Origin of the sequence: Bradyrhizobium sp. I1.14.4, from assembly GCF_050435825.1 — a bacterium.
GTDB lineage: Bacteria > Pseudomonadota > Alphaproteobacteria > Rhizobiales > Xanthobacteraceae > Bradyrhizobium.
The window spans coordinates 56,106-76,345 of sequence record NZ_JBNDLA010000030.1 but is presented as its reverse complement, the minus strand read 5'-3'; the positions used below and the strand labels follow the sequence as shown (position 1 = coordinate 76,345).

The window sequence follows — 20,240 nt, the reverse complement described above, 5'->3', positions numbered from 1 at the left end:
TAAAAATTACATCCAACTCCACCGCGCCGATCCAACAACCACCGGCGAGAACACGAAAACTATCCATTTCAAGGTTTTTCAGCAGACTGCTAGACAGGGCGTTGCTCGCCGACCGCGGTGATTTGATGGGTCCGAAATTCGTGACGATACCGAAGGATGATTCCCGGCTGCTGCGCTCGTCTCTACCTATCGTTCGCCCGCGGTGAAGCACTACACCGCAAGAGATACGACTGCTTCATGGTGCCGGTGTGATGAGCGACGGACCCCGGGACGGCTTCACGCTCCCTCCCGCATCGAGATATTCACGCCCGTGGTGCCGAGCTTGGGGAGCATCAGATGGTCGGCGAAGAGCACGTCAGCGATTCGTTGCTGCTCCGCCACGGCGAATTGCCGGACATCCACGGCAGCGGAACGCCCAAGCTCGACCTCGCCGGGCGCGGAGAGAACTCATGCTTCCCTATAAAATGGTGGCGTCGCCATAACGAAGACCCATTGATCGCAAACCGAAAAACAGACTGATACGTATTGGCTGAGTGATCGTAGTCGGGTAGTGGGAAGTACGGCACGGCTTTCGTTGTACGACCGAAGTCGATAATTGGAGCAACTGTTGAAACCTCTGCACTTGACCACGGCCACTATCACTATGAAGGCTGCTAGAGCTGCCAAGCGAATGGTCAAAATCTGCCGCAATCCCGATGACCAATGTTCACGTCTGGTTCCCTGACGCGTGATCCGACGCCCTCCGGGGCAGGAAAGTTAAGGAAATGCCTGAGTTTGATGCTGCTATGTTTTTTCTGGCCGCGACGACGTGCTTTGCGGCCTTTGTAAATGGAGCCATCGGCTACGGGTTTTCGTCGCTCACTGTACCCCTTGCGCTTATTTTCTACACCAATCGCGTTCTTAACCCCGCCATTGTCATCATCGAGGTTTTCGTCAACGTCTACGTCCTCCTCATCAATCTGAAGGGTGTGCCGGCGGTTTGGAGACGAGTGTTTCCCATCTTGCTTGGGCTCTTGCCGGGCATTGCGCTCGGCGGCTATGCGTTGGCATCGCTGCAGCCGGGCTGGATCAGATTCGCTACCTACGCGATCATTCTGCCCCTGATCCTCCTGCAAGCCGCAGGTTGGCGCCGCCCTATCGAAGCAAGCTGGCTGATCGGTCCGCCATTCGGGTCGATGCTGGGCATCCTCTATTCGGTGACGACTATCTCCGGCCCGCCTTTGGCAACGCTGTTTAACAATCAGGGCCTCGTCAAAAGCGAATTTCGCGCTGGCCTAGCCCTGGTTCGCGTGGCGGAATCGGGTGTTACCGCCTTCGTCTATTACAAGCTCGGCTTGTTCATTTTCGAAAGCGGCAGCCTGCTCTATGTCTTTATACCCAGCGTTGTGCTCGGCATCCCGTTGGGATCCTACGTCATCCGCCGGCTTGATCCGGAGATATTCCGACGCGTCTGCATGAGCTTTGATGCTTGGATCGTGGGCTTCGGTCTGTCACGGGTGCTGATCGAGCTCGCTCTAGTGCAGAGCCCCTGGGCTTATAGCGTGATGGTGACGACGATACTGATCGACCTTTGCCTGCTATACTCGTTCTTTACCACGCACAGTCCGATCTGGTCAGAGCGACGATCCCGGCGAGCTGCGGACATAAACGCTTGAGGATGCCGGCGGGCGCCTTGGTATCGAATGCGCGCGCGGCATGGACTCGACCAGGCCGATCGAAAAGGTAATCGATGAGTGCACGCGACCCGACGCCGCCTTTTTCAGCCCCCGAGCATGGTGGCATGGGGGATCTGGTTGATTGCTCCAAGACAACCCAGCAAGACCGGCGCCGGAAACTTGGAATCAGAGAACAACCCTTACCTTTTGCAGGCTGATGTTGCCGCGGTGTCGTTCGAAGTGGTTGTGGTCGTCGCCCGCGAGCGCCAAACGAGAAGCAAACGGATCACTCGAGACACAAGCACACCGAGTGCGGCGTGGGGAGCCACCTGGCAGCCTGCATCCGGGAATGAATATTGGAATTCCACAGGTATCGGGCCGACATTGACGGCTCGCGGGCGATCGCGTCCGGTTCGATAGCCACCCGGACGCATTCCTGCTCTATTCCGGTTGCCCGGAAGCTTTCGGCGGGCACGTGATACGCTCCAATTCTACCGATCCGGATTAGGACCTGCGTTTGCGAGGAGCGACGCGAAAACGCATGAAGCTGCTGGCTGACGGGAGCGCTTTCGGAGAAGCCAGACGCAAAGGCAGAGGCGTCGATCGCGCCGCACGAATAACGGGATCCGAAATGGACCGTCGCGCACCAGTTCACGAGTGACGTCGGCATACTGGGCATAACCGAGCTGTCCTTCGGCCTCCGCGATTGTGCCGAACCAAGTTAGGTGTTGATCTAGAACCCGCTCTGGTGATGTTCGCTGTATTGATCTCGTAACGCTGTGCCGTTGCTTGTGATGACAGCTTCCGGATTGGCTGAAAATGCTGTCATAAAACTTACGGCCGTGTTCGCGCCAATTACGCACAGGGGCTTGGCGCCGTCGGCTTTGTACGTTTTGCGACAAATCTTCCTTGAGCTGTTGCGCCTCCGACTGTCGGAGACTAGCAAAGACTATCGTCATTCGTAGGGCTAGCTTATCCGAGAAGATAGGCGAAACACCGTATCAGGGTGCTCGACAATCACTCTTATTTGACGCTTCCCCACGAGACTTGGCCCAGTTTTGCGACGGCATCGCATTTGCAGGGATGAAATTGTCGACTTGAGGCCATCATCGTCGAGCTGTGGGCCGCTTGCAGGCCACGCTCGCAGGATGAGGGGCGTCGCGCTCACGAGCCCGTTCTCTCAGGAGTGCCTGTGATAATATCCGCCAATTGGTCTGCCGGGCTGCTTGGGACGCGGCTCGCATTTTTTGTTGCCGGATTCGGCCTCGCTGCCTGGGCGCCTTTGGTGCCGCTCGCCAAGGAGCGGCTCGCGGTAGATGACCGCATGCTTGGCCTTCTTCTGCTCTGCCTCGGGACTGGATCCGTCGCCGCTATGCTTTTGACCAGCTTGTCGAATACGCGGTACGGCAGCAAGCCCGTCATCCTCGCGGGTGGACTTGGTGTCGCGCTCATCCTGCCGTGGCTTGCTGTTGCTGGCACACCTCTCAGGCTCGGTGCCACGCTGTTTGCTTTCGGCGTTTCACTCGGCTCGATCGATGTAGCCATGAACATTCACGCGATCGAATTGGCGCGGGCCACCGGCCGTCCATTGATGTCTGGCTTCCACGCCCACTATAGCATTGGGGAATTCACCGGCTCTGCCGCCGTGACCTCGTTCCTCTCGCTGCAGTTTGGCCCGTTTATCTCGTGAGCGTCACGAGAGGATCATCGGTGCCGGGGGCTTGACTTGCGCGGAATGCTCTGGATAGCGCGGTCGGGATGATTGACGCTACCGGCGCGCGGTGATGGGGTGATCCCGGTTCGGAGCGGACAACGGGGATCAGAATGACCAGCGAGTCGCAGCTGCGCGAGAAGCTTCGGAAGATCGAAGCGTTGTTCGCGGGTGCCGGAACCGCTGGTGAGCGCCTTGCGGCGGAAGCCGCGCTACGGCGGGTGCGGGCTCGGGTCGAGGAACTCGCTCGCCACGATCCACCGATCGAACAGCAATTCTCACTTCCCGACCAGTGGTCCCGGCACCTGTTTTTGGCGCTTTGCCGCCGATATGGGCTGCGGCCGTTTCGTTATCGCCGGCAGCGACGCAACACGGTGATGGTCCGTGCGTCACGAGGCTTCGTCGATCGAGTCCTGCTGCCGGAGTTCACCGAGTTGGAGAGTGCGCTGCAAGTGTATCTGCACGAGGTGACGCTGCGCGTGATCCGCGAAGAGATCTACGACGACGCCAGCGATGCGCAGGAAGTTCCAGATGCCCTGCCGTCGAACTGATCAGGCGGCGAGCCTTGCCTGCGAACTATCGCGCTCGGCCTTCCAATTCCACGGCAACAGCATGTGCAGCTGATTGATCTTTGTACGTCCGGAGACGATGCGCTCGAGAACATCGGTCAGATAGTGCCGCGGGTCGATGTCGTGCAGCTTTGCCGTGTTGATGAGCGATGCGAGGGTGGCCCAGGTTTCGGCGCCGCCCTCACTGCCGGCAAACAAGTAATTCTTCTTTCCCAGGCCTATCGGCTTGATGCTGCGTTCGACCGTATTGCTGTCGATCTCGATGCGCCCATCATCGATGAAGCGCGTCAGGCCTTCCCAATGGTTGAGGGTGTAGCGGATCGCCTTGCCAAGGCCGGATTTCTTCGAGACTTCCAGCAGTCGCGCCTCGAGCCAGGGCTTGAAGCCCTCGATCAGCTGTCTGGTGTCGGATTGCCGCACCGCAGCTCGCTGCGTCGCCGGCAAACCGCGAATGCGATCCTCAATGGCGTAGAACATCGCGATCCGCTGCAGCGCTTCCGCGGCAATCGGTGACTTCGTCGCGACGTGAACGTCCCAGAACTTCCGCCGCGCATGCGCGAAGCAGAACGCCAGTTGTACCAGGCGGCCGCCGTTCTTGATCAGTTGCTTGTACCCGGCGTAGCCGTCGACCTGCAGGATGCCGTCGTAATCTCCAAACAGCTGCCTGGCGCGGATCGCCTTGCGATCCTCGGCGAACACGTAGACCACTGCCGGCGGCGCCGGGCCGCCCCACGGGCGGTCGTCGGTGGCGATCGCCCAGAACTGGCAGACTTTGGTTCTGCCACGGCCGGGATCGAGAACTGGCAGCGGCGTCTCGTCGGCAAATAGCCGCGGGTAGGACATCACTGCGCGGCGCAACAGCGCGTGAAGCGGCTTCAGCCACCAGGCGACGCGGCCCATCCACGAGGCCACCGTTTGCCGGTCGAGCGTGATGCCTTGGGCGGCAAACATCTGCTCCTGGCGATACAGCGGCAGCTGGTAGCCGTATTTCATCACCGCGATGTGGGCCAGCAATGCTTCCGTCACCATTCCACCGTCGATCGCCTGGGCCGGCGCGGGTGCCTGCAGCACACCCTGGCGGCATCCCCGGCAGCCGTACCGTGGACGCACAATGCGCTTGACCCGGTACTGCATCGGAATGACGTCGAAGGCTTCCTTGACGGTCTCCCCGATCTTGTGCAGCTGCTCGCTGCAGCAGGGGCAGATGTGGCTCTCGATATCGATCACGACATCGATGCGCGGCAAATGCTCCGGAAGCTTCCCCCGGTTGCGTCGCGCCGGTCGCTTTCCACGGCCCTCCGCTCCGTCAGGCAGCCTGCCTCCGGTCACGTCGTCGTTGGCGGCGGCACGAGCCGCGTGTGCCGTGATGGTGAAGAGAGACAGCTGTCCGAGATCCAGTGTCTCGGAGCGGGGACCGAAGATCGTGCGCTTGTACTGTGACAGGATCATCAGGAGCTTGTCGTTCTCCTGGATCGCAGCGTCGCGTTGGGCGATCGCGGCATCACGCTCGGCCGAAAGCGAGCTGCATTCCGCCGACAACGCCGCAAGCCGTGACGATAGCGCCATCACGGTTTGCCGAAGCAATGCTGGATCGGAAGGCAAATCACCCAAAGTGATTCTACAACAACTCCGCATGAGTGACGAACGACTCTTGATAAGGATCAACCAGCTCGTACTGGCTGATCCACAATTCGCATCGGCACACGCCTCCAGTCCGAGCCATCGAGCAGCACCGAGAGTTGAGCATGAGATAGCGGCATGACGCCTTCCTTGATCGGCGGCCAGGTGAACTGCCCCTCGATTCTTTTGTAGTAAAGCACAAGGCCGCTTCCATCCCAGGTCAGGATCTTCACGCGATCTCGGCGCTTGGAGCGGAAGACATAAAGTCCGCCGTCGAACGGATCGGCACCAAAGGCCTCGCTCACCAGCATCGCCAGCGAGTCCATGCCGCGGCGGAAATCGACCGGCTGCGTCGCAATCCAGATCGACAACCCCGGTCGGAGCCCGATCATCGGCCAACCGTCCCGACCGCCGCAAGCATCTCGCACAGCGCCCGCCGGTCGACTGTCCCCCTGACACGGACCCGAACCGCGCCGACCTCGATCTCGATCGCCGCCTGCTCCTCACTCGGCAATTGGCCCCCGCAGCCGGTGATCGCGACCGGCACAAAGCCAAGTGGCATGCCTCTGTCCCCGCGCTCCGCGACCTGCGCGCGCGTGGCCCGGCGACGCCAGAGAAACAACAGGCTTGGACTGATGTCGTGTCGCCGCGCCACCGCGGAAACGCTTGCACCCGGCGCAAAACTCTCCGCGACAATCGCCGCCTTCGCATCGGTCGACCAGCGCCGACGCCGGCCCGTCCCGGTGATGATTTCGACACGCCGCACCGTGTCGGCGCCGTGTTCGAGGATAGGCGTATGCCTATCCTTATCGCTATCCTTACGCCTATCCTTCGACATTGTGACCTCACGACCAACGATTCCGCGAGATCTTTCTAGCCGACCAGATCAGCCCTCAGCGCGTGGCCCTTGCGTGACGCTCACTTTATCTCGACGTTGGTCTGTTCGGCATTAATGATGATCGCGATTTTGTCGGCTTGGCCGCGGTTGCTCGCGACGGGATTGAGGCAGCAGGGGCCGTTGTTTGTCTTGCCCCATCGCAGTGTGTTGTTAATAGCCGTGCTCGCGGCTATCACCTTTCTTGTCGAAGGTGCAATGCTCGATTGGAGCGCTTTGCGTCTCGTTGGGCGAGATCTTCTCGCGGAGGCGCATGGGGGCCTTGGTTGTATGCTCTTCTCAATCGCGATGACCGCAGGGCGTCTCGGCGGAGATGCCTTGCGTATCGGTGCCGTGCTAAATTAATGCTCGGGACTCTGCCGATCGTGACAGGCTTCTTGGCTGTGGTGGCCGCCCCGGTTGCGTTGATTGCTATGGCGGGGTTCCGGCTTATTGGATTGGGTATTTCAAATTTTGTACCCGTACTGTGTCGGCGCGCCGGCAAACAGAAAGTGATGCCAGTAGGCGTTGCGATCACGGTCATCACGACAGCCGGCTACGCGGGTATACTGGTGGGGCCCGCCAGCATCGGGCTCGTGGCACACATGACCGGCTTGCCTTTGGCATTCGGGATTTTAGGCGCGCTCATGTGTATCGTCATGCTGTCGGCGCGGATGGTGATGGCAGACTCTCGCTAAGACCCTTGGTCGAAAGAAAGGGACCCAGCACGTTTCGAGCTAGTGATCGGCCCGAGTCGGCGTTTGAGGCTGAGAGTCGATCAGGTCTCAACTTGAAGGCAGTAGAACAGCACGTCTCGATCATGACAAGTCGGTTGGCTGAGTCGTCGCTAGAATAACCGGGTCGCCGGGTATTTGGCGTCCGACCGAGCGCTGTTGTTGACGAAGAGCGTTGGTCAACGCGCGGCAAAGTTGATCCGTACTTGAGGGGCAGGCAGCCAGGCTGGGACATTCACCGCCCGACTCATCATCCGATGGGCCCGCTTGTCGGGAACACGCAGATCACTCTGGTGCCGCCCATTTGCTGTCGGCAAGATACGACCGGTATGCCAGCTGAATGCCATCCTCGAGCGAGGTCGTGGCGCGCCAGCCGAGCTTCGCCAGCCGGCCGACGTCGAGCAGCTTGCGCGGCGTGCCGTCCGGCCGCGAAGTGTCGAAGCTGATCTCGCCGCGATAGCCGACGGCGGCTGCGACGACGCGAGCGAATTCGGCAATGGTGATGTCCTCGCCGGTACCGATATTGACCAGTTCCGGCGAGGAATAGGTCTTCATCAGATGGATGCAGGCCTCGGCGAGATCGTCGACATAGAGGAATTCACGGCGCGGCGTGCCGGTGCCCCACACCACGACGTCGCTTGCCCCGGAGATCTTGGCCTCGTGGAAGCGGCGGATCAGCGCGGCGACGACATGGCTGTACTCAGGATGATAGTTGTCGCCGGGACCGTAGAGATTGGTCGGCATCACGCTGATGAAATCGGCACCGTATTGGCTGCGATAGGCCTCGGCCATCTTGATGCCGGCGATCTTGGCGATGGCATAGGGCTCGTTGGTCGGCTCCAGCAGGCCGGTCAGCATCAAGGCCTCGCGCAACGGCTGCGGCGCCAGGCGCGGATAGATGCAGGACGAGCCGAAGAACATCAGCTTCTCGCATCCATTGGCATGGGCCGCCTGGATCACGTTGGTTGAGATCGCCAGATTGTCGTACAGGAACTCGGCCCGCAGCGTGTTGTTGGCGACGATGCCGCCGACCTTGGCGGCGGCCAGGAACACCGCCTGCGGCCGCTTCGCGGCAAACCAGGCGCTGACCGCGGCCTGATCGCGCAGGTCGACCTCGCTGCGTGACACCGTCAGCAGATCGGCCTGCTCGCGCACCAGCCGGCGCATCAGCGCCGAGCCGACCATGCCGCGATGGCCGGCGACGAAAACCGTCTTGCCCTTCAGTTCAAACGCCGTGCTTGCCATTGGCCGCATCCTGCCTGGCCTCGACGAGGTCGCTGGCGACCATCTCCTTCACCAGTTGCGCGAACGGCGTCTTCGGCGCCCAGCCGAGCTTGCCGCGCGCCTTGCTGGCGTCGCCGACCAGAAGATCGACCTCGGTTGGCCGGAAATAGGTCGGATCGATCTGCACCAGGGTTTTGCCCGACGCCTTGTCGACACCGACTTCCTCGACACCCTTGCCGCGCCATTCGATGCTGCGGCCGACCTCCGCAAACGCCAGCTCGACGAATTCGCGGACCGATCGCGTCTCGCCGGTCGCAAGCACGAAGTCGTCGGGCTCGTCCGCCTGCAGGATTTTGTGCATGCCCTCGACATAGTCGCGGGCATGGCCCCAATCGCGCTTGGCATCGAGATTGCCGAGATAGAGCTTGTTCTCCAGGCCGACCTCGATGCGGGCAACGGCGCGCGTGATCTTGCGCGTCACGAAGGTCTCGCCGCGGATCGGGCTCTCATGGTTGAACAGGATGCCGTTGCTGGCGAACATGCCGTAGGCCTCACGGTAGTTCACCGTGATCCAGTAGCCGTACAGCTTGGCAACGCCATAGGGCGAGCGCGGATAGAACGGCGTGGTCTCCCTCTGCGGCACCTCCTGCACGAGCCCGTAAAGCTCCGAGGTCGAGGCCTGGTAGAACCGAGTCTCCTTTTCCATGCCGAGGATGCGGATCGCCTCCAAAAGGCGCAGCACGCCGATGGCATCGGCGTTGGCGGTGTATTCAGGGCTCTCGAAACTGACCTGGACGTGGCTCTGGGCCGCGAGGTTGTAGATCTCTGTCGGCCGGATCTGCTGCATCAGCCGGATCAGATTGGTCGAATCGGTCATGTCGCCGTAGTGCATCAGGAACGGCACATTGCCGACATGCGGGTCTTGGTAGAGATGGTCGACGCGCGCGGTGTTGAGCGACGACGAGCGACGCTTGATGCCGTGCACGGTGTAGCCGAGGCCGAGCAGATATTCGGCGAGATACGCGCCGTCCTGTCCAGTGATGCCGGTGATCAGCGCAACGCGCCGCTTTGAGTCCTGAGCCGCCATGATCTCTCTTAATTGCGCCGGAAAGAAAGCTTCCCTTTGAAACGCTATTTTGCGAATTGGCCTCTCGATAAATCTACATGCGCAAGCGTGCTCCACTCGCAATTAGAGGAAAGCGATCGTTGGCTCTAGTCATACACATCGCATAAGAATGTACACTATATACATAGATTTATACTGGACTGGAGCGCGCCAGTACCATTGAGCTTCAAAAAATGAAAGTCAACTAACCATCGCAACCTGCCTGATATCCGCGATGATCCTAAGCAGGCGAGATGGATGCCAAACGCCGTTAGGCGCGGCCGGGCGCGCTGCCCTAGGCGATACTTCCAACGAGATAGAGGCCAACCGTCTGTGCTCCTTATCTATCTTCAGGCGCACGTGTATGCATTCGATTGGTTTCCTCGTAGCGGGGGAGAGTGACGTGTTGAAGCCGCAGTTGTCGATGCATTCGTCTGAACGATGACACGCAGGGCAGCACACAGTGAAACCTACGCATCAATATCGTAGCCTACAAGAAGCCCGACCCTTCAACCTCCGGACAGAAAGCGCCGTCTGGGCGGCAGCGTCATCGACCACGATCTGTAGCTTCTGCTGACAGCCTGCTCGCGTAGGCAGCGGACGGTCGACGCAAGTACGAAATGGGGAAAAGTAGCAAACGTTGGTATAGTTCCTCGAACGTTTCTATATAGAAAGCTTACGTTCGTACAATAGAGCTTCGATGCCAATCGTTTAGTCTCATCCCGACCAGCATAGCTTGCATCTGTCCGAGTATGATTAGCCTCTTAAACCAGCGCGCCAAAAACTTTCCAATAACATACGACAATTCACGCTAGGACGGCTGCGTGAATAAATCGAGAGCAGGCCATGCGACGGCAGTGGGAGACTGCATCTTTCTATCTGCCCAAGGAGCGCAGCCGATGCGGGATGTGAGCCTCTCGAAGAGTCTCTCAGTGAAACCAAGGGCCTCAGTACACGAAGTGCCATCCGGTCCGGCGGCGTCGCCGCTCACTTTCTTGGGAGTTTTAGCTGAAAGGGTCGTGAACGGCTCATCAGCGATGATGAGTCAAACAAGACATGATGTTCTATCGTAGGATGACTGGTCTACCGATCTGGTTCGAATGTCCTCAATCTATGGCGTCAGCCTACTTGCGCGATATATCCTCGCCGCGGGCTTGCTGCAACGATGACATCCATCGTCGCTATCGAGCGAAGAGTCAGTTTTTGTCAGGCTTGGATTCAGCACCAAGCCGCGCAGGCGAACCTACATCTCCCGATTACCTCGGAGCAGTTATGCCATTCGTAGCCGCATCAGACTATGTACTCGATGGGGGCAGCCAAAAGCGGAATGTAGCTGGGCGAAACGATGACGGTTGAAAGAGAGCTAACTCTCGCTTCTGAATGCGGCGGCGATACAGGCGGCCGCAACAATCTCGAAATTGACCAATTACCACCGGGTAAGCGAATCTCATGGCCAGATTCCTGTAGGGGGAACGTCGGGCTCCGGGAACTTGGGCTGCATTGATCGATATGTGTGGAATTGTCGGCATCTTGGGGCGCGGTCCGGTCGTTGGGCAGTTGGTCGCTTCACTCAAGCGATTGGAGTATCGTGGTTACGACTCCGCAGGCCTCGCGACGCTCGAAGGGCTGCGTATCGAGCGGCGGCGCGCTGAAGGGAAGCTGAGAAACCTTGAGGAGCGGCTGCGCAATTGTCCGCCATCGGGGCATATCGGTATCGGTCACACCCGGTGGGCGACTCATGGAAAGCCGACCGAGAGCAATGCACATCCGCATGCGACTGAAAATGTCGCGGTCGTCCATAACGGGATCATTGAGAATTTCCGCGAGCTGCGAGGTGAACTGGAGCGGAATGGAGCTCATTTTGGCTCAGAGACGGACACCGAGGTGGTGGCGCATCTCGTCGATTCTTACCTCAAAAATGGCTACTCGGCGCAGGATGCGGTACAAGCGTCGCTGCCGCGGCTGCGCGGGGCCTTCGCTCTGGCATTTCTGTTCAAAGGCCATGACGACCTTTTGATCGGTGCACGGAAGGGGGCGCCGCTTGCGATTGGGCATGGTAACGGCGCAGTGTATCTAGGATCGGACGCGATCGCGCTCGCGCCCTTGACCAATACCATTACCTATCTTGAAGAGGGCGACTGGGCCGTGCTTACCCGTAGGATCTGCGTGATCTATGGCGCAGACGGCGCTGTCGTCCACCGCGAAACATCAAAGTCTGACGTGTCGTCACTTCTGGTGGACAAAGCGAATTATCGTCACTTCATGGCCAAGGAAATTCACGAGCAGCCGACTGTGGCGGGCCAGACATTGGCGCATTATCTGGATATGCCAGCCGAGCGCGTAGCCCTGCCGCTCACATTACCGTTCGACTTTAATTTCATTCAGCGCATCTCAATTACCGCGTGCGGGACGGCAAGCTATGCCGGTCACATCGCCAAATACTGGTTCGAACGGCTGGCGCGCTTACCGGTCGATATCGATGTGGCCTCCGAGTTCCGCTACAGAGAGGCGCCTTTGCGCAGGGGCGATCTCGCAATCGTCATCTCGCAGTCGGGGGAAACCGCTGACACGTTAGCTGCGTTGCGATACGCCAAGAGTCAGGGCCTGCATACGATATCTGTGGTCAACGTCCCGACGTCGACGATCGCGCGCGAGAGCGAATCCGCGCTGCCGACGCTGGCGGGGCCAGAAATTGGAGTCGCCTCCACGAAGGCATTCATCTGTCAGCTGATGGTGTTGGCGGCGCTTGCCGTTGTAGCAGGCAAAGAGCGCGGTAAGCTGTCCGAGATCGATGAATCAAAGCTCGTGCGTGAGCTTATCGAGGTGCCGCGGCTGATTGCTGCGGCGCTGTTGATCGAGCCGCAGATCGAGAAACTCGCGCGTGATATCGCCAACTCGAGGCACGTGCTCTATCTCGGCCGTGGCACATCGGCCCCTCTAGCGCTGGAGGGTGCACTCAAGCTGAAGGAAATTTCCTATATCCACTCAGAAGGTTATGCCGCCGGCGAGCTCAAGCACGGACCGATCGCATTGATCGATGAGACCGTGCCTGTGGTGGTGATCGCGCCTTACGACGAGGTCTTCGAGAAGACCGTCTCGAACATGCAAGAAGTCGCCGCTCGTGGCGGCAAGATCATCCTGATCACCGATGCGAAGGGCGCTTCGGAAGCGACGGTGGATACACTCGTGACTATCGTGCTGCCGGAGATGGTCGCAAGCTTTACGCCGATGGTCTATGCCATTCCGGTCCAGCTCTTGGCTTACCACACTGCCCTCGCAATGGGCGCGGACATAGATCAGCCGCGTAATCTCGCAAAATCGGTGACTGTGGAATAGGCCGTAACGTTTATATCGGAGCGCTGCGCTCCGTCGTCGAGCCGTTGGGTGCATTTTGGTTGCGTCGGCTTTGTGGATGACGGAGCCGGACAAGTTTTCAATCGTAAGCGGTTATTTTCCCCCACCTTGTTGTAGGCGGGCTGGCCTGCAATATGCGTTCCGTCATGAAGAGAGCGGATCGCAACATGATTCCGGATGTTGTTGACGAGTTACAGGCTCGGCCGCTGCGCCGTCGTTGGAGCGACGATGTCAAGGCGCAGATAGTGGCGGAATCCTACGCGCCGTGCGCCGTGGTCACGGAGGTCGCGCGTCGGCACGAGATCTCGCCGCAGCAACTTTCGGTCTGGCGCAAGGCGGCCCGCCGCGGCTTGCTGAAGCCGGCGGACGGCACCGAGCCGAAGAGACCCGCCGGAACGGCCGCGATCCAGGATCGGAGTTGGTCAAGCGGCGAGGCTTCTTCCGCGCTCGGCGGCCCAGGCCCAGGGCATCAGTTCGTCCAGACGGGAGGCCGGCCAGAGATTGACCAGCTTGGTGAGGACGTCGGTCAGATAGGCCTGCGGCTCGACGCCGCAGAGCTTGCAGGTCTCAATCAGCGAAGCGATGCAGGCCCAGTTCTCCGCGCCCTGATCATGCCCCGCAAACAACGCGTTTTTGCGATTGAGGACAAGAGGACGGATGCTTCGCTCGACGATGTTGGTGTCGAGCTCGATGCGGCCGTCGTCGAGGAACCGCGTGAGCCCGTCCCAGTGGTTCAGGGCGTAGCGGATATGCTCGGCGATCGTCGCCTTGCCCGAGACGCGGGTGAGCTGCTGCTCGAACCAGGCCTTGAGCGCCAGCACGAGAGGCTTGCTGCGCGTCTGTCGGACGGTGCGGCGCTCATCGGCGCTGCGGCCTGTGATCGTCTTCTCGATGGCATAGAGGGCGGCGATGCGCGCAAGCGCCTCGCTGGCGATCGGCGCAGGGCCGCTTTCTGCGATATCGAAGAAGCGGCGCCGCAGATGACAGAACGCCAGCGTGATCGCCTCGTCAGAGGTGGCGTTGGCAATGGTCTTGTGTAGGCGGCATAGCCGTCGCATTGCACGATGCCGCGATAGCCGTCGAGCAGCTTGAGCGCGTGGACGGCGCCGCGACCGGGCGCGTAGGTGTAGGCCACCGCCGGCGGATCGGTCCCGCCCCACGGCCGATCGTCGCGCGCGATCGCCCAGAAGAAGCCCTTCTTGGTGCGGCCACGGCCGGGATCCAGCACCGGTGCCGTGGTCTCGTCGACCGCGATCTTGTCCGCGGTCAGGATGATCTCGCGCAGCCGCCGCCAGAGCGGATGAAGCTCCGCGGCCGCATAGCCCACCCAGAACGCAAGCACCGCGCGCTTGATGTCGATGCCCTGCGCAAGCAGCATCTGCGCCTGCCGATAGAGCGGCAGATGCCAGGCATATTTGGCGACCAACACATGGGCGACCATCGCCTCGGTCGGCAGCCCGCCCTTGATCAGCCGCTCCGGCGCCGGCGCCTGAACCACGCCATCCGTGCAGGCCCGGCAGGCAAATTTGGGACGATGGGTGACGATCACGCGGAACTGCGCCGGGACGACGTCGAGCCGCTTCGACGTTTCCTCGCCGATCACATGCATCGGCGCGCGGCAGCACGGGCAATTGGTATCTTCGGGCGCAATCGTCACGTCGATGTGCGGCAGATGGGCCGGAAGTGCACCACGATCGGCGCGTCGCTTAGCAGCGCGCTTGCGTGCGCCCGCAGGGTCCTTCTTGTCCTCAGCCGCCTCGTCGCCGGCAAGGGCCTGCTCGATGTCCTCGATCGCCAGCAGCAGTTGCTCCGGATCGAGCTTCTCCGAACGGCGGCCGAACTGCGCGCGTTGCAGCTGGCGCAAGAGGTGGCGCAGCCGATCCATCTGCGACAGCGCGTGGTCGCGCTCGGCGATCGCAGCGTCGCACTTTGCGATCGCAGCGTCGCGCTCCGTGCGCGCCGCCGCCACCAGCAGCGCGTCGATCTCGGTCGGAAGCTGAGCTGCGATGTCATCCACATCAACCACTAAATCTGATTCGCGGGACGTTGTGGCATGCGAAGAGCGGCCTGATTCAGTTGGTCGCAGCGGCTCATGATGTCGCTGTCGGCTGCGCAACGTCGTGGACATGCAGACGCGACCAGTCGAGGCCGTCCATCAGCGCGGCGAGCTGCGCGGCGGAGAGCCGCATCACACCATCGCTGATCGGCGGCCAGCGGAACCCGTTATGCTCCAGACGTTTGTAACTCAGTTGGAAATGCAAGCGGTTCATCAGTCCCGTTGCAGCTTGTGACGGTGACCCATCCCTTTCATCCGTATTCCGGTCAGAGAGGTGCCTGCGTCGGGAGGCGTGGCAACCGCGCGGGCAAGCTGTTGCTGCTGCGCTTTGACGATGGCCGAATTTGCTCTGTTCCGCCGCAATGGACCGATGCAGCAGGCTCCAATCTCGAGGGTGTGGTGGGAGATGGGCGCGCACTATGCAGTCTCGCCGATCTACTGGCTCTCAGCGGCCTTGTAGAGCGTCTCATGTTGCAAGGCAGGTGCGTGACGCCGAAAGGCTGTAAAGCAAATTTTGCCGGAAATGTAAGAGAAATAACGCCGCAAAGCCCATGGACGCTTCGCTGAATGTTACTTATTTGCAGATCATATACATTAGGCGGCAGCGTGGTGCTTGACGATTTAGTCGTTTGCGGCATATTAATAATTACGTTTATTGAGTCGACCTTGGAGAGCGACGCAGGTGTCGGACGGCGTCAAACACAAGCGATCGAAGGTCAGCGCTCTGGCTGCGGATGGGGTGCTCAATCCGGCTCCGGAGAAAGTCGGCGACCCGAAATTCCAGGAGAACGGCTTCTTCGACCCGCGAGACATCGTGCAAGTGAAGTACGAAATGCTGCGGCGCGTATCGGTCGACAAAATGTCGGTAACGGAGGTGTCCGACGAATATGGCGTCTCTCGGCCAACTTTCTATCAGGCCAAAGCGGACTTCGAGGACGCGGGTCTGCCCGGTCTGGTGCCCAGGAAACGCGGACCGCGCGGGCCACACAAGATCCAAGGCGACGTACTGGCCTTCCTCAAGGCACAGGTGGAGCCCGGCGAACCCATTCGGGCGCGCGCACTGGCAAACCAGCTTCGGACCGAGTTCGGCCTCGATATCCACCCCAGAACAATCGAACGTGCGCTCGGCGTAAAAAAAACAGCGTGACCAATCGTGGCCCGGGACCGCATTGCACGATGTCGTCCAACGCCACCGAACAATACGAAATACTGCGCGCAGCCGCGCTCGGCGCCGTTTTACCGCCGGAGGCGCGCAGCGGCCTTACCATCCTTGTGCACCGCGGCATGTGGGCGTGGACGCGTGCGATTTTGCGTGAGCCTTGCCGGCGCCAACCCATTGCCGTGCCGCTGAGGGCTGGCCTGCCCATCGCGGACGAAACTTCCGAGCGACACACAATCATCCACTTGCTCGCCGCCATCGTGATGGCGACTCCTGAACGGAAAACAGCATGAACGAAAAGCTCAAGGTCCAATCGCATCATCTCGAGCGGAGCGCCTATCTCTACATCCGGCAGTCGTCGATGCGACAGGTCATGGAGAACGTCGAAAGCACCAAGCGTCAATACGATCTTCGCGGTCGCGCGATCGGACTTGGATGGCGCGACGACCAGATCATCGTCATCGACAGCGACCAGGGCGAATCCGGCGCATCTGCGTCATGGCGCGAGGGCTTCCAGCACTTGGTGTCCGATGTCGGCATGGGGCGCGCGGGGATCGTCATGGGGCTGGAGGTATCCCGCCTCGCCAGAAACAATGCAGACTGGCACCGACTGCTAGAGATATGCGCCTTGGCTGACACGCTTATCCTCGATGAAGACGGCGTGTACGACCAGGCCAACTTCAATGACCGCCTGTTGCTCGGGCTCAAGGGCACGATGAGCGAAGCTGAGCTGCATGTTATCAAGGCCCGATTACGCGGCGGCATCCTCAACAAGGCGCGTCGTGGTGAATATCGTTGCCCTCTGCCGACCGGCTTTATCTATGATGAGATTGGCGATGTCGTTCTCGATCCGGACGCTCAGATCCGGGAGATGATCTCCCACTTCTTCGAGACGTTCTCGCGGGTCGGGTCGGCTACGCAGACCGTCAAGACGTTCACCAGGGAAGGTCTGCTCTTCCCCTCACGTCTGCGCAACGGCAAACAAGTGGTCTTCCAACAGCTGACCACATCGACCGCCATGCGCATGCTGCACAATCCTCGTTACGCGGGTGTCTATGCCTATGGCCAGCGCCTTTACCGCCGAACCGTCGATGGAAAGAAACAGCTCCGCAAACGGGACCCCAAGGAATGGCTCGCCTGCATTCCGGACGCCCATCCCGGCTATATCAGCTGGGAGCAGTTCCAGCACAACCTCAAGGTACTCGAGGCCAATGGCCAAGGTTATCAAGCCGTCCGCGCTTCGCCACCGCGCGAAGGCGCGGCTTTACTACAAGGGCGTGTCATATGCGGGCGTTGCGGCAGTCATATGAGCGCCCGTTACGCGGCCCGACGCGGCCAGGTGGACACCTGGTATGTCTGTCACCGCGCATACGCCTCTCGCGGCGAACCCCACTGTCAGTCGATCGCAGGCTGGCCTGTCGACGAAGCGGTCGGCGAATTGATCGCCGCCGAAATGACGCCTGCCGCCGTGGAGTTAGCATTGGAGATTCGAAAAGAGATCGAAGCGCGTCATGACGAAGCGGACAAACTCCGGCTCCGTACCGTCGAACGCGCCCAGATCGATGCCGATCTTGCACAGCGGCGGTTCATGCTGGTTGATCCGAACAACCGCCTGGTTGCCGATACTCTTGAACGCGAATGGAACGAAAAACTGCGCGTGCTGGCTGATGTGCGAGAAGAAAGAGAACGTGCTCTGCGCGAAGATCGGGTGACGCTCGACGATGCGATCCGGGATCGATTGATCGCCATGACGGCCGACTTCAAAACAGTCTGGTGTGATCGGACCTTGCCGAACCGCGAACGCAAGCGGCTCCTTGCCTATCTCGTCGAAGACGTCACCTTGCTCAAGTTCCCGGCCGAGGGAGAGACCCGGATCCACATCCGCTTCAAAGGCGGAAAGACCGAAACATTGACCACTCAGAACCCAAAATCCTCCGCACAACAGGTAAAGACCCGGCCCGAGGTGGTCGAACTGGTCGACAAGCTTCTCGACGATCATATCTGCGCCGAAATCGCTGACATCCTGAATGATCGAGGGATCCGCCCCGGCGGCTCAGCACGCCGTGCTAAGGCCGACGCGAAGTTCACTGATTTGCGGGTCATCTATCTTGTTAAACAATATGGTCTGCGCTCTCGCTATGATCGGCTGCGCGAACGGGGGATGCTGACAAAAGCGGAGGCCTGCGCCAAACTCGGTATCACCGAAAGTACCCTGGTCAGATGGGCGAAATATGGCATCGTGAAAAGACATGCCTACAATGGCTATATCGGCCTCTATGAACCGCCAGGACCGCACGTTCCGGCCAAGCAATGCAGCCGATGGAATCAGCTTGCCCACCGCGCTGAGATCATTCGTCAGCTCAACTCTTCAAAATGCACCGATCCCAAAGAAAGGGCTGTAGTATGAAGCCAGTTAGTTCCACAGCAGCACCAGTCCGGACCCGTCCCAGGCCAAAATCTTCAAGCGGTCCGCGCGCTTCGAACGGAAGACAAAAATCGTTCCCGAGAAGGGATCATGGCGGAGTTGCTCGCGCACCAGCGCGGCGAGACCGTCGGCACCCCTGCGGAAGTCGACCGGCCTCGTCGCGACCATAACCTTCACGCCCGCCGAAGCCGCGATCATGTCGCCGCCCTCACGGCCCGCAGCACATCGCGCAGCCATGCCGGGTCGACCCCAGCCGCCGCGCGAACCACCGCTCCGCCAATCTCAATGCTGATCGTTGTCGAGCTCCGCGTTGCCGCTTCCGTGCCCGGCCCAGCGCCACGTAGCTCCGTCACCACCGGAACGAAGAGTGGCGCCTCGTCGGCCGGCAGGCTGAGCACACCGGCACGCGCCGCCTTGCGCCACACGAAAAGATGTTGCGGCGAGATGCCGTGCCGGCGCGCCACCTCCGACACGACCGCGTCCGGCGCATACGACTCCGCCACGATCCGCCCCTTGACCTCGTCGCTCCATCGGCGGCGACGTCCCGCACCGACCTGGATATCCACCCGGCCCCGCGGCCCCGAAGCGTCAACGATATGGTCAACCATATATGCGAACCGTACTGTATGTGACGGCTCGTATCTTGCCGGTCAGCGCGCACCCGACAAGGTGGGGGCAGAGAACCGCTTACTTTCAATCTGCTGTATACGAAGTTGCTCGTAGCTGCCGCATGGCTGCGCGACCTCGGGAACAGCCGACCGGCTGACGCCCTCGCGGCGACGCGGATTGGTACAACAGCAAATACGGTTGTCGGCCAGCGATCGCAATGGATTCCTATCGCGAGGCCGCAGATCTGGTTGACCAAGAGAGCCGCTCCTCATTCTCGGCGCGGGAATTGCTGTCCCGCTCCTCGAACGAACTGCTGTCAGCGCATGTCTGGAGTGGGGCGGCGTAGGCAGCCTCTCTATTTCAAGCGCCTCTCGGCAGGGGCCGGTGCTCTCGTTGTGATCGAGACCAAACTCGTTCTTCGCAGTCTCAACGCTGTCCTCGATCGCCCACCGACGGCCTTCGACCGTCACCGGCGTTTCGATAGACGTTCCCGCTGGACACCAGGTGGTGAAGGAGGCGAGATCGCCACCGGCGATACGACGACGAATCAGCAGACCCGCCTGAGGGGAGCCTAACTGAATGGGCAGCGTGCTCGACTGCCAGGGCGTCGATCGAGATCGTCTCGCATGAGACGCGCTGAGATCGACATGAGGTTGGCGGCCTGCCGATCGTTTCAGGTGTCAGCCCCGCCGCGGTTCTCCTTCAGAGCGGCATCGAGGCGCTCGATCAGGGTATGCCCGGCGAAGGGCTTAGCCAAGAAGCCAATCGCTCCCGCGCTCAGGGCTGAGGCGCGCAAGCGATCGTTGGGAAATGCAGTAATGAAAATGAACGGCGCAGCGTAACCACGAATCCGCATTTCCACCATCAGATCCAAGCCGCTCATAACCGGCATTTGCACGTCCGTGATTACACAGGAGGTTTCGTTCAACCGAGGCGACCTCAAAAGCGCCTCGGCCGACGCAAACGTTTGAACGATGTAGCCACGCGATTTCAAAAGATTCTCTGTCGACGCACGGACCGACGCGTCGTCATCAACCACAGAAATTAAAGGCGTGGACAAGACAAGCCCTCCTGAGGCGGGAATAGCGGCTCCCGAGGCATTAGCCACCCTGGCCGAAAAGTGGGCTTGAGTCGTTAAATTGTAA

At 60.4% G+C, this 20,240-nt stretch carries 17 protein-coding genes and 5 pseudogenes; 11 read left to right on the top strand and 11 right to left on the bottom strand.

All coding sequences use genetic code 11. The features are described 5' to 3' along the window. Window positions 1-336 precede the first annotated feature (336 nt). The 4 genes and pseudogenes from ABIB78_RS34195 (at window position 337) to ABIB78_RS34180 (ending at window position 3,917) form a co-directional block, all read left to right on the top strand. A complete protein-coding gene (locus ABIB78_RS34195; protein WP_429032855.1) occupies window positions 337-519 on the top strand; it encodes a hypothetical protein in 183 nt (60 codons plus the stop codon). Between the two features lie 245 nt (window positions 520-764). Then, the gene (locus ABIB78_RS34190) at window positions 765-1,655 is read left to right on the top strand and encodes a sulfite exporter TauE/SafE family protein (RefSeq protein WP_429032853.1); all 891 of its coding nucleotides are present in this window, start codon (window positions 765-767) and stop codon (window positions 1,653-1,655) included. A gap of 1,192 nt (window positions 1,656-2,847) precedes the next feature. Continuing rightward, window positions 2,848-3,342: pseudogene (locus ABIB78_RS34185) on the top strand (MFS transporter); the annotation flags it as partial. Between the two features lie 137 nt (window positions 3,343-3,479). Further along, a complete protein-coding gene (locus ABIB78_RS34180) occupies window positions 3,480-3,917 on the top strand; it encodes a hypothetical protein (protein ID WP_148756476.1) in 438 nt (145 codons plus the stop codon). Here the strand turns inward: ABIB78_RS34180 and tnpC (ABIB78_RS34175) are convergent, their stop codons facing one another. From tnpC (ABIB78_RS34175) to tnpA (ABIB78_RS34165), 3 genes are all read right to left on the bottom strand, one after another. Continuing rightward, window positions 3,918-5,501: an IS66 family transposase gene (tnpC, locus tag ABIB78_RS34175; protein ID WP_429032850.1), complete on the bottom strand. Its 1,584-nt coding sequence runs from the start codon at window positions 5,499-5,501 to the stop codon at window positions 3,918-3,920. A gap of 95 nt (window positions 5,502-5,596) precedes the next feature. Next, window positions 5,597-5,947: an IS66 family insertion sequence element accessory protein TnpB gene (gene tnpB, locus ABIB78_RS34170; protein WP_429032847.1), complete on the bottom strand. Its 351-nt coding sequence runs from the start codon at window positions 5,945-5,947 to the stop codon at window positions 5,597-5,599. After that, window positions 5,944-6,345 (bottom strand): IS66-like element accessory protein TnpA, encoded by a 402-nt coding sequence (tnpA, locus tag ABIB78_RS34165; protein WP_429032874.1) that lies wholly within the window; start codon window positions 6,343-6,345, stop codon window positions 5,944-5,946. Before tnpA (ABIB78_RS34165) ends, tnpB (ABIB78_RS34170) begins: the two co-directional genes overlap by 4 nt. A gap of 449 nt (window positions 6,346-6,794) precedes the next feature. Between tnpA (ABIB78_RS34165) and ABIB78_RS34160 the strand changes: the two genes are divergently transcribed. Beyond that, on the top strand, window positions 6,795-7,127 hold the full coding sequence (locus tag ABIB78_RS34160) for a hypothetical protein (protein WP_429032845.1): 333 nt from the start codon (window positions 6,795-6,797) through the stop codon (window positions 7,125-7,127). 321 nt (window positions 7,128-7,448) lie between these two features. On the opposite strand, the gene fcl is transcribed toward ABIB78_RS34160, so the two are convergent. Next, on the bottom strand, window positions 7,449-8,408 hold the full coding sequence (gene fcl, locus ABIB78_RS34155; protein WP_429032844.1) for a GDP-L-fucose synthase: 960 nt from the start codon (window positions 8,406-8,408) through the stop codon (window positions 7,449-7,451). After that, a complete protein-coding gene (gmd, locus tag ABIB78_RS34150; RefSeq protein WP_429032842.1) occupies window positions 8,389-9,474 on the bottom strand; it encodes a GDP-mannose 4,6-dehydratase in 1,086 nt (361 codons plus the stop codon). The genes fcl and gmd overlap by 20 nt, the downstream gene beginning before the upstream one ends. A gap of 1,527 nt (window positions 9,475-11,001) precedes the next feature. Here gmd and glmS point away from each other — a divergent pair. Together glmS and ABIB78_RS34140 are read left to right on the top strand one after the other, a co-directional pair. Further along, complete coding sequence (glmS, locus tag ABIB78_RS34145) at window positions 11,002-12,828, top strand: glutamine--fructose-6-phosphate transaminase (isomerizing) (RefSeq protein ID WP_429032872.1); 1,827 nt, start codon at window positions 11,002-11,004, stop codon at window positions 12,826-12,828. Between the two features lie 152 nt (window positions 12,829-12,980). Further along, window positions 12,981-13,211, top strand: a pseudogene (locus ABIB78_RS34140) (transposase); the annotation flags it as partial. 57 nt (window positions 13,212-13,268) lie between these two features. Here ABIB78_RS34140 and tnpC (ABIB78_RS34135) read toward each other — a convergent pair. Both tnpC (ABIB78_RS34135) and tnpB (ABIB78_RS34130) read right to left on the bottom strand, forming a co-directional pair. Further along, window positions 13,269-14,815: pseudogene (tnpC, locus tag ABIB78_RS34135) on the bottom strand (IS66 family transposase). Between the two features lie 121 nt (window positions 14,816-14,936). Continuing rightward, a complete protein-coding gene (gene tnpB, locus ABIB78_RS34130; RefSeq protein ID WP_429032840.1) occupies window positions 14,937-15,116 on the bottom strand; it encodes an IS66 family insertion sequence element accessory protein TnpB in 180 nt (59 codons plus the stop codon). Window positions 15,117-15,133: 17 nt separating this feature from the next. Between tnpB (ABIB78_RS34130) and ABIB78_RS34125 the strand changes: the two genes are divergently transcribed. The 4 genes from ABIB78_RS34125 (at window position 15,134) to ABIB78_RS34110 (ending at window position 18,468) form a co-directional block, all read left to right on the top strand. Beyond that, the gene (locus ABIB78_RS34125; RefSeq protein ID WP_429032870.1) at window positions 15,134-15,469 is read left to right on the top strand and encodes a DUF5372 family protein; all 336 of its coding nucleotides are present in this window, start codon (window positions 15,134-15,136) and stop codon (window positions 15,467-15,469) included. A 115-nt stretch (window positions 15,470-15,584) separates the two neighbouring features. Further along, window positions 15,585-16,049, top strand: coding sequence for a helix-turn-helix domain-containing protein (locus ABIB78_RS34120; RefSeq protein ID WP_429032839.1), 465 nt, complete (start codon window positions 15,585-15,587; stop codon window positions 16,047-16,049). A gap of 29 nt (window positions 16,050-16,078) precedes the next feature. Next, window positions 16,079-16,354: a hypothetical protein gene (locus tag ABIB78_RS34115; protein ID WP_429032836.1), complete on the top strand. Its 276-nt coding sequence runs from the start codon at window positions 16,079-16,081 to the stop codon at window positions 16,352-16,354. Continuing rightward, the gene (locus ABIB78_RS34110) at window positions 16,351-18,468 is read left to right on the top strand and encodes a recombinase family protein (RefSeq protein WP_429032834.1); all 2,118 of its coding nucleotides are present in this window, start codon (window positions 16,351-16,353) and stop codon (window positions 18,466-18,468) included. The genes ABIB78_RS34115 and ABIB78_RS34110 overlap by 4 nt, the downstream gene beginning before the upstream one ends. 15 nt (window positions 18,469-18,483) lie before the next feature. On the opposite strand, the pseudogene tnpB (ABIB78_RS34105) reads toward ABIB78_RS34110, so the two are convergent. From tnpB (ABIB78_RS34105) to ABIB78_RS34090, 4 genes and pseudogenes are all read right to left on the bottom strand, one after another. Continuing rightward, window positions 18,484-18,684, bottom strand: a pseudogene (gene tnpB / locus ABIB78_RS34105) (IS66 family insertion sequence element accessory protein TnpB); the annotation flags it as partial. Continuing rightward, the gene (gene tnpA / locus ABIB78_RS34100) at window positions 18,681-19,094 is read right to left on the bottom strand and encodes an IS66-like element accessory protein TnpA (RefSeq protein WP_429032831.1); all 414 of its coding nucleotides are present in this window, start codon (window positions 19,092-19,094) and stop codon (window positions 18,681-18,683) included. The pseudogene tnpB (ABIB78_RS34105) and the gene tnpA (ABIB78_RS34100), both read right to left, overlap by 4 nt. A gap of 387 nt (window positions 19,095-19,481) precedes the next feature. After that, a pseudogene (locus tag ABIB78_RS34095) lies at window positions 19,482-19,652 on the bottom strand (IS701 family transposase); the annotation flags it as partial. Window positions 19,653-19,768: 116 nt separating this feature from the next. Continuing rightward, on the bottom strand, window positions 19,769-20,155 hold the full coding sequence (locus tag ABIB78_RS34090; RefSeq protein WP_429032829.1) for a response regulator transcription factor: 387 nt from the start codon (window positions 20,153-20,155) through the stop codon (window positions 19,769-19,771). Window positions 20,156-20,240 lie beyond the last annotated feature (85 nt).

What these genes read in the sequence shown, in the direction of transcription:
- tnpB (WP_429032847.1), bottom strand. Translation starts at nt 5,947, where the DNA reads ATGATCGGGCTCCGACCGGGGTTGTCGATCTGGATTGCGACGCAGCCG.
- ABIB78_RS34115 (WP_429032836.1), top strand. Translation starts at nt 16,079, where the DNA reads ATGTCGTCCAACGCCACCGAACAATACGAAATACTGCGCGCAGCCGCG.
- ABIB78_RS34180 (WP_148756476.1), top strand. Translation starts at nt 3,480, where the DNA reads ATGACCAGCGAGTCGCAGCTGCGCGAGAAGCTTCGGAAGATCGAAGCG.
- ABIB78_RS34195 (WP_429032855.1), top strand. Translation starts at nt 337, where the DNA reads ATGGTCGGCGAAGAGCACGTCAGCGATTCGTTGCTGCTCCGCCACGGC.
- ABIB78_RS34160 (WP_429032845.1), top strand. Translation starts at nt 6,795, where the DNA reads ATGCTCGGGACTCTGCCGATCGTGACAGGCTTCTTGGCTGTGGTGGCC.
- tnpB (WP_429032840.1), bottom strand. Translation starts at nt 15,116, where the DNA reads ATGAACCGCTTGCATTTCCAACTGAGTTACAAACGTCTGGAGCATAAC.
- tnpC (WP_429032850.1), bottom strand. Translation starts at nt 5,501, where the DNA reads ATGGCGCTATCGTCACGGCTTGCGGCGTTGTCGGCGGAATGCAGCTCG.
- ABIB78_RS34190 (WP_429032853.1), top strand. Translation starts at nt 765, where the DNA reads ATGCCTGAGTTTGATGCTGCTATGTTTTTTCTGGCCGCGACGACGTGC.
- fcl (WP_429032844.1), bottom strand. Translation starts at nt 8,408, where the DNA reads ATGGCAAGCACGGCGTTTGAACTGAAGGGCAAGACGGTTTTCGTCGCC.
- tnpA (WP_429032831.1), bottom strand. Translation starts at nt 19,094, where the DNA reads ATGGTTGACCATATCGTTGACGCTTCGGGGCCGCGGGGCCGGGTGGAT.
- glmS (WP_429032872.1), top strand. Translation starts at nt 11,002, where the DNA reads ATGTGTGGAATTGTCGGCATCTTGGGGCGCGGTCCGGTCGTTGGGCAG.
- gmd (WP_429032842.1), bottom strand. Translation starts at nt 9,474, where the DNA reads ATGGCGGCTCAGGACTCAAAGCGGCGCGTTGCGCTGATCACCGGCATC.
- ABIB78_RS34110 (WP_429032834.1), top strand. Translation starts at nt 16,351, where the DNA reads ATGAACGAAAAGCTCAAGGTCCAATCGCATCATCTCGAGCGGAGCGCC.